Genomic DNA, 15,033 nt, shown 5'->3' on the forward strand with positions numbered 1-15,033 from the left:
TGTATAGTATAAAATTGAGAAATTTAGTTTTAATAGTGTTTTTACTATTGTCTGGTAGTACTGTTTTTGCTCAGGTTACTCCGGAAGAAAGACAAGCACTGATTGATATATATAACAGTACTAACGGTAAGGAATGGAAGAACAATAAGGGATGGGATGTTAATAATCCTAAATCGGTTGTGACTTCCTGGGATGCTGCAAAAAAAACCGGATGGTATGGTGTAACGGTTAAAGACGGCCATGTTACCGATATTGTTTTAAATGACAATAATCTTGTTGGAGAATTAAACGCAGATCCGGAAGCTTTCCAGGCATTGACTCGCTTTCTGATTAACGGTAATAATGTAACCGGAGAATTAGCCGAAGGTTTACTGGAGCCAATGGAAGAGGAACCGAGAGTGAAGAAGAAGAGTGTTCCGACGGAAATAAAAGCAACGTTGATTAATAGTGATGCTAACGAAATACTGACTAAGGTTGCCGATAATCCAACAGTTGTAACAAGCGATAAAAAACGTTGGGCATCCTGTACTGTTTCGAATCCGAATTCAGCAGCAGCCAAAAACATATTCCTAAACTTTATTAAATATCTGGTTAACGCTAAAAATAGTGGTGTGCAGGATTACCAGATTGTAGGTAGTAACCCGCCACAGTTTAATGCGTTAAAACCGTATATCACCGATCCGAATCCTAAAATCGCAAATTTTAGTACGGCTTTTGATCCTTCAAATAACAGTTTAGCTGAAATGCGATTATCTTTTACCGGCGATCACGGTGAATATGACGTTTGGCTTTCCGGAAACTTTTCGGATATCGCTAATGTGAATTTCGATGTTGATATATCACAATATGATACGCCGGATCATTATTTGGATTTACAAGGGGATTATTCTCCAATGTATAACGGGTACAAAATCTTTTTAAAGAAATTTGATGTTATGCACGTTAATTTTTGCCCGGATAAAATAGATTTACCGATCTGTCATGAAAAAACGAGAATTCAGGTGTTTAGTTCTACCAATCAGATGACTTTATGTGCCGGACAATTTATTAAACTGGTACTATCCCCTTATATGTCGAGTGCTGAGTATCACATCCAAATTGTGAAATCAGACGGAACTATTATCGATTTGGGAACGATATATGGTACTAATGAAGTATACTTCAATTCACTTGAAGCCGGTACGTATACCATTAAGGTAGAAGGAGTAAATTACGATGAAGGATGTACGTTTTCCGGTGAATTAAATAACGTTGTCGTTCAAAACTGTGCCACGTTCTGTGCGTCAAATAATACGACATCACCAATTGTAAAACAGTTGTACCTTAATTTGTTGAATCATCTGATCTCCAAAATGCAGACGGACGGATATATAGCAGATGGTTATGCGCCATCGCAACTGATTTCATTATCGCCGTATATCTCGGATCCGAATCCTAAAATTTATAATGCGCATTTTACTAATAACAATGAATACTTCCGATTCTCATTTGCTAACCATGCCAGTGATTATGATGTTTCGCTTCGTTATACACCTAATACAACTGTAACCGGTTTGGATATGTCGGGATTTGTGTCGACTGCTTCAGTATCGACGCTACCGGTACTTTTAAATACAAGTGCATACCAGCCGAGTCATACGGTTAAGCATATTAATTTCTGTCCTCCTGCACCGATTTACTGTACAACAGTGAATCCGAATGCTCCGATTATTAAAAATTTATTTATTGGTTTGATCAATAAATTAAGAACGCTTCCGAACGCGAGTGTACCGAATGGTTATACCTGTACGGAATTAACGGTTCTGGCACCTTATATTACCGATGCCACTCCTAAGATTTACAACTTTAACAATACAGGAGCTACGATTTCATTCTCCTTTAACCCGCACGGATCACAATACGATGTGGTGGTTCCGCTTCAGAGTAATTTAAGTATTACGAATGTGGAATTCGATAATTATGTTCTTTCCGATGTGGTGTCGACGTTCAAAACAACGTTCAGTAACGGTTATGTAAATACAACTGCCGGAAGAGTAAAACATATCAATTTGTGTCCGGATGAATTGTATTGTGTCTCTCACGTAGCTATTGTAGTAGACGAATCGGGTTCACTTGATGATACTGAAATCCGAAAAATCAAAAAACAACTAAAAGCATTTGTTCAGCAACAAGCGGATACCAACGATAATTTAGGAACCAATATCTATATTTCCTTAATCGGTATGTCAGATAATGATCTATATAATAGAGGTGATGCCATCATGCAGGTAAAAGTGACCAATGGTTCAACTTTAAATCAGTTTAACAACTGGATTAATAATTATGGAGCAAGATACGGTCAGCCTGGAATTAGCCCGGCTTCTGATTACTGGAACGGTGCATTACAAAAAGCATTGCAAGCCACAATGAAACCGGATGCAGTGATTATGATTACCGACGGTTGTGAGACAGCCAATGTTACGAACTTGGTTACCACCATGAAATCATTCAACAACTATAGAAATCCGGCAAATCCGGCAACTTCTTTAACACCGAACGGACCACATTTATATGTTCTTGGAATTGAAAACGGTTTTTATGTTGATTCAGAAACGGTTGTAAGTCAAAGAATGGCACGAAATCAGGATCCTAATTATAACCCGACGATGTTAAAAACAACAGGAAGTGATTTGGTTGCCGGTCGAATCGCCGCTGTAGAACACACTGATATAATTCAGACGCAAGCGGAATCGTTCCTTAGAAAATCATTGAAATTCTTGTTAGGTTACCCTGCGGATCAGTTCCCGGTTTCAAGTATTGATTTTTTTGATCCGGCTGATTATTTCGGACATGAAAACTTTAATATTCTGGGTTCTGATGAGCGTTACCTGTCAGAGAAATTGGTGGATAGCCAAATCTCATGTGGATTATCTATTACAAAAGATTTCTGTGAAGATTGTTATTCGTTTCAGCCGCAACCCGGACAGGAGTATATCCTGAGCGCATGGGCAAAAGAGGAAACTAACGAGCAGTTTAAAACGTTTAATAACCCTGCGATTACCCTGATTTTTTATAATAATAAACAGGCCTTACCGCAACACGAAATATCGAGAATAACGGTAACTCCTTCCGGTGAAATCATTGACGGATGGCAACGCATCTTTACCAAGTTTATGATTCCGTATTCTACAACAAGTGCCATCAATAATACGATTTCAATCGGAGTTGAACTTAAAAACAACAGCCCGAGTATTCCGGTATATTTTGATGATATACGAGTACATCCGCTAAAAGGTAGTATGAAATCATTTGTGTATGATCCGGAAACCTTTAAGCTAATGTCGGAATTAGACGATAATAATTATGCTACTTTTTATGAGTATGACAATGAAGGTGGATTGGTGCGTATTAAAAAGGAAACGGAAAGAGGTGTGAAAACCATTCAGGAAACCCGTTCCGGAAATGTAATTAAAAACTAAAGAATAGATATGGTAAATAGAATTATCACATCCATTTCAATTCTTTTGATTGGGTGCTTCGCGCAGGCACAAACCGTAGGTGAGGTTTTTAAGAAAATAACTGCCGGTTATAGTATTGCACAACCGCTACAATATAAAACTGACTATAAATTGTTTAAAGATCATAAGTCGAATAAGGTAGAGGAAAACTATAAAGGAGTTTTTTATAAAAATGCGGCTAATGAGGTTTATATTAAAATCAATGAAACCGAAATTATTAATACGAAGAAAACCAATATAAAAATAAGTCACCCCGAAAAAGCAATAGTCGTTTCGAATCCGGTTGACAATTATTTTGGTGAAGCTGATTTTAATAAGGTTTTTGAATTGTGTAAACTCATTTCGTTTAAAGATTTTAAAACCTATTGGGAAATTATTCTGGAACCGAAAGCGTATTCCGGATTAACCTATTCCAAGATCGTTTTAAATGTATCGAAGACTTATTTTATACAAAAACAGATCTTTTACTATAACACCGGAATTAATTTTTCCAAAGATTATAAAGGAAACGATGTTAATTATCCGAGACTGGAAGTGGTTTTTAGCGATTACAGCAGAAAAGCAATTCCGCCTGCGGTATTTAATACCCAAAACTATCTTTCCTTTTCCGGTAAGAATAGTATTGTTTTAGCTCAACGGTTTAAAAAATATGAAATAATTGATGAACGAATTGTTTCTAATAACATAAAATAAAAATCAGATATATGTATATCCCTAAGCGTTTATTTATTTTAGTATTTACACTATTTACAGCGTTTGTTTTCGGACAGCAGGAGGAGACTGTTGGTGGTATCAGCTCGGGTAGCCAATTGCATAGCTTACCGATGTTAGAAGTCACAGATCCAAAATATGCTTCTTTAAGTCAGCAAAATGTTTTTACATCCATAGATCCGGCTGTATATGTTTATTTTGGTTTTAAAGATGCTGTTATCGATCAGGCGGCCTATCTGGCGCAATATTCTTGTGAGGTACGATTGAAAATTATGCCTTTTAATAATGCTAATGCGTCATTACCGGCCTATAATATTACTTTAAAAATCAAGCACGATAACCTGACCGAAGGAGTGAAGTTTGATGATTATGTGGTATATAAGCTTCCGGGTATCCATAAAGCAAATGTTGCGGTAGAAGCGATACAGTATAAAGATATGGCTGATCAGAATATACCGTTGGTAAGTAATTCTACGGCTTATCTTCAGCTTCGTTTTAAAACGGATCGTTATTACAATATCAAAAATACAACGGTTAATCCGGTTTCAAGAAGACTTATTAAATACAATGGGATGGCTGAAACGGTTGTTAACAATGTAAGTGATGGAGCAGAAGAATTGGAGATCAACTGGTCGCGTTATAATGATGCCCCGGCGGTAGAATATGAACTGGAATGGACCTGGATAGATAACTACGGACCGAACGGAACTAAATTACAACCGAACCAAATTGCTTTAACCGAACAGGATTTTAAGCAAAATAGTACCCGTATACAAACGAAAGATTTAAAATATAGAATTCCGTTAGTGTTTTCTAAAGGATATTTGGTATACCGTGTAAGACCGGTGGGACGATTCCTGGATGATACAAAAAAGAGTTACTACGGAACCTGGTCTTCCGGATTAGCCGGAGCCTTTCAAAATGTAGGCAACTGGATTACTTTTCTTGATATAGATGCCGATCATGAAGTAGGAAAAAAGAACTGGCAGTATGAGGCTTCTTTTGCCGAAGAAGGTAAGAAAAAAGAGATCGTTAACTATTTCGATGGTACACTACGCAATCGCCAGACCGTTACAAAAACGAATACTAATAACAAAGCTACTGTTGGTGAGGTTATTTATGATAACCAGGGAAGAGCTGCTATAGAAGTATTATCAGCTCCAGTTGAGGCTTCCGGTATTCGCTACTATAGGGATTTAAATAAAAATGATAATAATACCATTTTTTCCCATAATGATTTCGACTGGGATGATCGAAGAGCGTTCGATTGTGAACCTTTCATTCCACCGGGAATGTCGAAAAGTTCCGGTGCGAGTAAATATTATTCGGAAGAAAATGCATTCGTAGGAAATTATCAGGACTTTGTGCCTAATGCGAATAAATATCCTTTTTCACAGATTGAATATACACCTGATAATACCGGAAGGATTCGAAGAAAAGGAGGCGTAGGTATCGATCATCAGTTGGGTAGCGGACATGAGATGAATTATTTCTATCTGCAACCGGCGCAAGAAGAATTAAATCGACTTTTTGGGTATAAAGTAGGGGACTTCAAGCGCTATAAAAAGAATGTTATTGTTGATCAAAATAAACAGGTTACAGTAAGCTATCTTAATCCTCAGGGAAAAACTATTGCTACAGCACTGGCTGGTGATAATCAGAGAGACCCTCTGGTTTCATTGGAAGACGAAGCTAATAGCGACCTGCATGAAATGACAAGGACTAATATGATGTCCAATAACGATCCGTATGTTTCCGGACTAAACGGAATATTACAGGACGGTGTAAAGTTAAGTAGCCAGGTTGGTGTTATTAAAGATGGTCAGTTAACTTTTAATTATGGTTTGACGCATACTACCAATACCTACAACGATTTTTGTATGCAAGGAAAACACTATCCTTTTGTGTTTGATTGGAATCTGACTCTTTTGGATGATTGTGGAAACGATATGCTGAATAATATGTTAGGAGCATCAGAAGGAATTGCCCAAATAGGGACAGTAAATCTGAATTCCTATACACCAAATGCTCCGGCAATTGTGTTTAGTAGAAGTTTGACATCCGGTTCATTGCGAATCGGTTCTTATACTTTAAGTAAGGATGTCCGGGTGAACCAGGCGGCAGTTGAACAATATGCTGATGACTATATCGCACAATTAAAGCAACAAACCAATCCGTGTTATCCGGATTTGGGACCTTTTACAGTTGATATCAGTGAAGAAGACTGTCATGTGACATGTAGAAGTTGTGAAGAAGCGTTGGTTTGCAGTTATCTGACACCTCAGCAATGTGTGTTATTTCAAGGGATGTTCCCTGTTGGTAGCGATGAAAGTGTACTTGGAAATATAAGTATAAGAGAATCCTATGTAATACTGGCTGAACGTCAATATGTGATCAATAATCTAAACAGTAATTTTTCCGGAAGTTCGTTTGTTTATAGCGGATCACAGTTTATTGATGCAAACGGAATCATTTCGCAGCAAACAACTAATTTATATGTAACCCGTTTCAAAAAAGAATTTAGAGGATTACTGGATGGTTGTAGAGAATTATGTATTCAGCCAAGCAATACCTGTAACATAAATACCAATATGTTATTGACCGATGTTAGTCCACACGGACAATACGGTTCGATTGCAGGTATTGATTTCCCGACGGCACAACCAAGCGGAACAACGAATCCTGCTACTCCGGCTACGCCATCGGCGCCGAATATTGATGATACGTTGAGCTTGTTTAATGAAGACAACCAATTGTTATACGGCGGTTCTTCGGTTCAAACCTTTACTGATCCGAATACGGGAGCAGTTGTAACACAAAATGTATCGAACTACAACTGGAGAAGACCGGCGACACCGTATATGGATGATAATGGAGATGTTTCGAAGGTTAAAGTGGTACTGATAGGCAGTAATACGTATAGTCCGGAAGTGATACCTTCGGCAAGTGTTGAAAATGATCCTAATGATCCGTCGTCAAATAATAAATATGTACTACCGCAATATTTAAGTAATGTATCGGACTTTGTAAATAATTGGAAGTCAAGTTGGGCAGAATCCTTATTACCTTACCACCCGGAATACCAGTATTTAAGATACAATCAGGCAATTTGCGCCAAATTAAACTCATCCGGTGAGAACTCCGATGGCTTTGATGAAAAGCTTACAAATATGGATTATACCAATGTCTTTATGACAAACGGTATTGTTCAGAATTTAGTTACATTATCAGCGAATGATCCTTTCTATAACCAGCAAATTACAGCAACTCCTGCTAATAATATTAATTATGATGTAGAAACAGCAGCAGATTATCAGTTAAGAGTAAGATTGTTACAGGAAGCTATGAACACGAATTATGAAGGTGTTAAGCTTGCTAATAATGCACGACTGAATATGCTTCAGACGGCTTATTATACTACTGTTTTCGGAAATGGAATTGCACCGGCTTCTGTATATCAGAGCTTAGTTACGGCTCCTCTTAGTCAGTTGTTATCGAATATTAATGCGTTGAATCCAACTGAAAAAGAACGCGTTTGGAAGAGTTTTGTAAATAATTATATCGCGTTTAAACAAAAAACAAGAACAGTTTACTCTCATATTTTCGCTTTACGTAATAGTGGTTATAATGGTTGTATCGGAGACGTACAAAACGTTGATACTTTTGTAACGCTATTTGAAAAATATAATACTACAGGGAACTATAGCAACTTGTTGCAGACTATCAATACAGCATTCGCTACTCCGGTTCCAACAACTCCTGCCGGTAGAATATTGGCTTGCTCTACGACTACTGTTGCCTACTATAAAGATAAAGAAAAACGATTTATTTCGGCAGATTACGGCTTTAACTCGGGCGTACCGGGTTCACAGACTATCGCGGATGCAACTGCTGATGCGGATGCCAATATCTATTACCAAACCGGAAAATGTCCGCTTTTGGTTGATATGGAAAGCTTATTGGATGGTTTAGTAAACCCATCATTCCAGAACCAGGGATTATTGCTTTACGGCTTTAATGCCTATAGCATGCCTATGCTGACACCGGATTTATTTAATGCGATGTTGTTAGATCCGGCGGCATATGCAGCCAACCCACAAAATGTTACGATCAATGGTAACATTGTAAATGGTGGATCAAGTTTAAGCTTATCTTTTAACACTGCTAGTGGTTCCATTGCACAACCAATCGACTTGCAGTTTATTGGTTTAAATCAATTTAATTATACCAATGGTTGCAACGAAGGTTTACCTGCACCATCATGGACGACATATAATTCCAACTTTAAAATAGTTGATTTTAAAAACATTTATTTTGTGCCGGGATCATTTAATCCTAGCAATAATACTTATAAATTCCAGATTGTTGCCGTTATTAAAAGGCTTACAGGAACCAACTGTCCGGCTTTGGAGGAAGTTGTAATCGAAGGAACAACTAAAGCTGCTTTAGGACAGTGTGACTTTAGCGGAAATGCAGCTGGTGAAAACGGAACCAATTGCGATAAACGTGTTCGTTTTGAAAAAGCATTAGTACGTGTTATGAATGCTTTAAAAGGAATGAACCCAAGTTTACAAGGACAATTATTTGCGAGTAATGTAGGATTAAAGGGTGCTCCAAATGATAAGTATACCTATGGTAGCAGTATCATGCCGGAAGTGCTAAATGATAGTGCTTTAAATTCAACATGGTCATGTAGCCCGAATACCAGTTTTACGGTAAACGGCCCAACTCCGTTTACGATTTATCATCTGGTTAACGAATCCGGAAATCCATCTTTCCTACCGGGCTCTTTCTATAGAGTAACCGGAATTAAAATTGAAAAGAACATCGTGAATGGTGTTCCAAATGGTGATGATAAAATAACGATCAGTTATTTGGATCTGAAAGATCAGATATTAACGTTAAAAGGACGTATTACACCACTTAATTTTGATTGTATTTGTACTGAGGAAGTTTCTCCAAAACAAGTGGCAGAAGCAAATTTCTTAAACCTGACGAATCATCTTTGGACGCAAGGTCAGAGTACAATTATTATGGATGGTTATAATCCATTAGAAATGCAGGCGGTAGCACCGTATATTAACGGTAATACACCAACAGTAAACCAATATACAACTATATGGTCGAATGGATTGTCTGAGCAGAGAGGTCTTCTGTTTAACTTCTTTAACGGTTCTCAGGAATGTCAATTTAAATTGAATGTTTATTCTGCTCCGGGTAGAGGAAATGTTTTTACGGACTATGTTGAACAGATTACTCATTTCTCTAATTTTAAAATAATACAGAATTTAGGAAATAATACATACCTGTTTAGTGTTTTTGTTCACCATGGACCTTACATGACAGCAAGTGGCCGATTTGTGACAAATTACCCGGCTGGAATAAAGGAAGCTCGTGGTACGATCAGCTGTATGAAAGAAACGTTCTGTGAAGAAGATTTCGCAGTGTCAAATGCCCTGACGTCTGTTTTACAGAATCTTATCCATCAACAAACGGTGGCCGATGGATCTACAGTTAATGGGTTATCCTCTTTAAATACCTTTGTTAATTTGTCGGGAGCAGCAGCTTCAGCTAGCATAAATAATTTCTATTCAGTAGAGAACAGTACCCAATCGCAAATCGGATTTACATTAGCTAAACAGTCGGATTGTGAAGTTGTGTTTACCGTACCAGGTGTGCCATTTGCAAATATTGCTGGTATTTCAGGATTCGCTTTTACCAATTCGCAATCAGGTAATTTTACAGTAAATGTTACTACTAATACAGGAACAGTAGTTGTTGCCAGCGGTAGTGCCAAATGCTTAACAACACGAAAATGTAGTTCAGTAATTCAAGTGCCTTGTATATCGTGTATTCCTTCAACAGTACCTCCGGTGGCTTGTGTGGATAAATGGAAGCAGTTTATCGCATCAATGAGTAATATACAAGGATATCAATTGCCGGATTATTTATCTCAAAATGCTAAATATTTCTGTGAATCAAATTTTGGTTATATCACAGCCGATTATTTATTCTATTTGAATGTAATGGGGATTTATGATGCCAGTCAGCCAAACTTCTTAACCATAAGCGAATTTGGAGCTACCAAATTAAACTATGGATTTAACGGTACACAGATAGTTATCACAGCTTATGCAGCTTATTTACAAACACATCCTTATACAACCTGGAGCGAATTTGTTGATTTGTATATGGTTGATAATAAAGTTTGTGTTCCGGCGCCAATGGTCCCTACTATTAGCCTGGAAGTGGATAATATTCCTTCGGCCTGTCAGATTTTTGTAAACTCGGTTAAAGAAACCTATTTACAGGAATTATTAGCACAATATTTCGCAACGAAGCGAGAAGAATTCAAACAAAAATATATCAAAGCTGCTATCGACGGATTACAAGAATCGTTAGAAAAGTTGTCTTATGATAAAGAATATCAATATACATTATACTATTATGATCAGGCAGGAAACTTAGTACAAACAGTTCCGCCGCAAGGAGTTTCCCGATTAAGAGCGGATGCTAACAGTACGATCAATATGGTTAGGAACACAAATCCGGAAGAAGAACATCCGGAAGTAAACGGTGTTCTTGTCGATCCTAATCATACGATGAAAACGCTATACCGTTACAATTCCCTGAATCAGATGGTATGGCAAAAAACTCCGGATGGAGGTGAAACACGTTTTGCTTATGATCAGTTAGGACGTATAATTGCTTCCCAAGATGCCAAACAAGCAGGTCAGTCAAGATTCAGCTATACAGTATATGATGGTTTGGGAAGAACTGTTGAAACAGGAGAGTATGATGCATCTGGGCAAGGGTATATTAATGAGGAAGGAACTTTTATGATCGGTGGTTCTCCTGTAGGAGAATTGGAAACCCATAATCATAAACGTTTCGAAGTGACCCGAACACTTTATGATACTCCGCTTATAAATAGTACGAACTGGTTTGATTCTTATGCCGGAAATAATAACCATAAAAGAGTTACGGCTATTTTAACGTATGACTTTTTAGAAGATGGAGTAAACTTTAATGAGCAGCCAATTATAGCATATGACAGATATAATAATGCAATTTTATATGATTATGATATCCATGGAAATGTAAAAGAATTGGTACTTCATACAAATAAACAAGTACTGACAGATATAAATCAGGATATTAAAAAAGTGATTTATGATTACGATTTGATCAGTGGAAATGTGAATAGTGTAACCTATCAGCCTAAAAAATCGGATCAGTTTATTCACCGTTATGAATACGATGCTGATAACCGAATTACACAGGTGTATACAAGTAAGGATAAAATCGTATGGGAAAAAGAAGCGAAATATGATTACTATGAACACGGACCTTTAGCACGACTTGAAATCGGTGATAAGCGCGTACAGGGATTAGATTATTTCTATACGCTTCAGGGTTGGTTAAAAGGAGTAAACTCAGAAAGATTAGGAACAATCACCCTAAGAGGGGTGTATACCAACTATGATATAGGAGGTGACGGTGATATTTTTCGGGACGTTGCTAAAGATGCTTTTGGATTTGGGTTAAATTATTTTAGAGGAGATTATAACTCTAGATTCTATAATGGTGGTGCAGATTATATGCCTATCAATTATAGTAGAAATGGTTACGAAGGCGATAAAAATTTATATAATGGAAATATAAAAGAAATGGTCACTTCCTTAATGGATTTAGACCAGACAAATTTATCAACGCAGTTTAACTATTATCAATACGATCAGTTAAATAGAATTAAAGGTATGACGTCCAAAATCATTGAAGGTAATTTTGGATTTGTAGAAGATTCTTACCGTTCGGACTATTCCTATGATCGAAATGGAAACCTAATGACGTTGAACCGTTGGGCTCCAAGATATAAAAATTCAGGGATGACTGAGTTAATGGATCAATTGAGATACAATTACCAGCCAGGAACAAATAAACTGACACACGTTAACGATGAAGTTCCTAATGGTGTATTTACAAACGATCCTTCGAATCCGAATGATACTTCTTTGGATATAGACAATCAAAAACCAGACAACTATCTGTATGATGAGATAGGGCAGCTAACAAGTGATGAAAAAGAAGGTCTGAGTATTGAATGGAGAGCGGATGGAAAAATAAAATCTGTGTTTAAAACCAATGGGACCATAATTAGCTTTGGATATGATGGTTTAGGTAATAGAATTTCCAAAACGGTTAGTAATGGAATCGATAACACTACTACTTTCTATCAACGTGATGGAGAAGGGAATGTGTTGAGTACCTATGAAATGGTTAAGAAAGGATTACAAGCTCCGAGATACTACCTTATTGAACAGGGGATTTACGGAAGCAGTCGTCTTGGTGTTGAAAAAGGTAGAAAAGAGCTTAATGCTAATACCGGAAGAGGAATTGCATTAAGAATGGATGCGATTGTAGCTTCAGCACAAATTACAGAGAATGTTTCACAGGCGTTACTAACAACACCGTCTTCTATTTGGGGATTATCGTTTAGCGGTAATAACAAGACAACTTGGGAAGATGGCGGAAATAGTATCAATTTCTTTGATCAGGCCGGAGCAAGAACCCAGGAATTTGAAATCAGAACGAATTTCAAAATTGTTGGCGGTTCATCAATGACGGTTGATAGAAATCATGCTTTAGTTGTATTAGATGGTGCCAGAAGACCGGAACAAAAACAATGGCATAATAGTGTGGCGCGTATTGTGATCAAGAGAAAAGCGGATGGAACTTATGTGCCGACTTTAGAGATTGAGAAATACAGTAAAATGTTCCACCGTTATAAACCGTTTTTTGTTTTCCACAGACGTTGGAATTATAGAAACTATAAAACCGTTTGGAGATATGAGTTGAGAAATGCTATACCGGAGACCGAGTGGAATTTCCATGCGAAAGTTTCTGTGAGCAGTGGTAGTTACAAACCGGAGTTTACAATTAACGGAAATAAATATACGTCGAGAGATTTTATCGGAAGTGTAGTACAAGAGATAAACGGACCGGAATCGGATGATTACAGAGATTTCCCGGAACCTCAGAGTGTTCATAATACGTTAGGTAAAACGGATAAAGAATATGGAAATGTAGAAGGAAACAATTTAAGAAATTCATACCAGGGAGTTCCTGTTGAGATGTGTGACTTCACTTATACTGTAGACAATGGTCAGGGATCAAGCAGTGTGGCGATAAATGTTTTCCCTTTTGATGAAGGGCCAGTCGGACAACCGTCGTCAACAAATAATTTATTGACAATGGCAAGAGATGGAGTACCGTATACGCAATCGTATTGCGGGCCTACAGCAGCTGATGCTGATGGTGACGGAATTCCGGATGCTTTTGATAACTGTCCGAATAAATTTAACCCGGATCAGAAAGATTCAGATTTCGATGGTATAGGTGATGTTTGTGACAACTGTGTGATAACTTATAATCCAAACCAGGCAGATACTGACGGAGATGGTAGAGGGGACGTTTGTGATAACTGTATCAACAATCCGAACTACAATCAGATTGATACTGATGGTGATGGTATTGGAGATGCTTGTGATAACTGTAGAACGATTTATAACCCGGGTCAGGAAGATTCAGACGGAGATGGTATCGGAGATGTTTGTGAAGGATTGGATCAAGGGCAGGGAACTTCTGCAGCAATTGGTACGCCGATTACAGCTTATCGTTTTATAGGGGATAAATACTATGAATTATCGAACCATTTAGGAAACGTTCTTTCTGTAGTTACCGACCGTAAATTGTTAGGAAGATATGGTCGAGGTGTGCTGTTAATTCCGGACGTAATTGCATACAATGATTACTATCCGTTTGGGATGCTAGTTCCAAACCGACATGAATCTACGGAGGATTACCGTTACGGGTTTAATGGTAAAGAAGATGATGATGAATTAAAAGGGGAAGGAAACAGTTATGACTATGGATTTAGAATATATGATGCTAGGATTGGAAAATTCTTAAGTGTTGATCCGCTAACAGAAAGTTACCCATGGTATACACCTTATCAATTTGCCGGTAATACGCCAATCCAAGCAATTGATTTAGATGGTCTTGAAGAATATCATTATACTTTGACTGTTAAGAATGGGAAAACTAAGTTTACTCTAACAAAAGTCAAAACACATAATGAACATGATTTCTGGTTTGATACAAAAATTCTTAGTAAAAGATATTTAGTTAAGCATAATAAAACGGAATACTATATCGGTTTTGCAGGTTCTTATGGTAGAGGGAATAGTAATAAAGTTGAAACGCTCGAAACTTTCATTCTAAATCAATCAAAACATTCATTAGCCGACTTTCAATATTCTTTCCTTAATAAAACGCAGTCCTACAACCTGGAGATGACCAGTATGGCCATTGATTCTCAGAATAACACTGTGATGCCAATGGGTGTCGATCCATGGTATGCTCAGGCAGATGAGGCTCCGAAAGAACTTCTGATTGAAAAAATTAATGGAAGATTCCCAAGGAATTATAAATATGCGGGAAAAACTTATACTTTTGAAAAAGGAACAGCCCTAGCAAAAAAATATCCGAAAGGAGTACCTTTTACAAAAGGAGGTTTCCCTAATTTTGGTGCGTATGTGAAAAAAACTGTAGATATTGGCAGCCTAAATATAAGTCCTAACACAGATTTCGCAAGAGCTAACGAAAAAGCAGGTTATTCTGAAACACCGGCTAATTATACATGGCATCATGTTGAATATTCGGCTAAATTACAGTTAGTACCAACAGATTTACATGATGCTGTTAAACACACCGGAGGAAGAGCCACTGATGCACCGAAGAAAGAAAAAAAGAAGAAATAAAA

3 protein-coding genes are annotated in these 15,033 nt (G+C 37.4%); all 3 read left to right on the forward strand.

All coding sequences use genetic code 11. The features are described 5' to 3' along the window. Window positions 1–14 precede the first annotated feature (14 nt). Genes NOX80_RS04575 through NOX80_RS04585 form a run of 3 tightly spaced genes read left to right on the forward strand, consistent with a single transcriptional unit; the run spans window position 15 to window position 15,031 of the window. Complete coding sequence (locus NOX80_RS04575; protein ID WP_256552144.1) at window positions 15–3,458, forward strand: VWA domain-containing protein; 3,444 nt, start codon at window positions 15–17, stop codon at window positions 3,456–3,458. A gap of 9 nt (window positions 3,459–3,467) precedes the next feature. Beyond that, window positions 3,468–4,190: a hypothetical protein gene (locus NOX80_RS04580; protein ID WP_256552145.1), complete on the forward strand. Its 723-nt coding sequence runs from the start codon at window positions 3,468–3,470 to the stop codon at window positions 4,188–4,190. Window positions 4,191–4,201: 11 nt separating this feature from the next. Continuing rightward, the gene (locus tag NOX80_RS04585) at window positions 4,202–15,031 is read left to right on the forward strand and encodes a thrombospondin type 3 repeat-containing protein (protein ID WP_256553059.1); all 10,830 of its coding nucleotides are present in this window, start codon (window positions 4,202–4,204) and stop codon (window positions 15,029–15,031) included. Window positions 15,032–15,033 lie beyond the last annotated feature (2 nt).

The sequence above is a fragment of the Flavobacterium cerinum genome (genome assembly GCF_024496085.1).
GTDB classification, from domain to species: domain Bacteria; phylum Bacteroidota; class Bacteroidia; order Flavobacteriales; family Flavobacteriaceae; genus Flavobacterium; species Flavobacterium cerinum_A.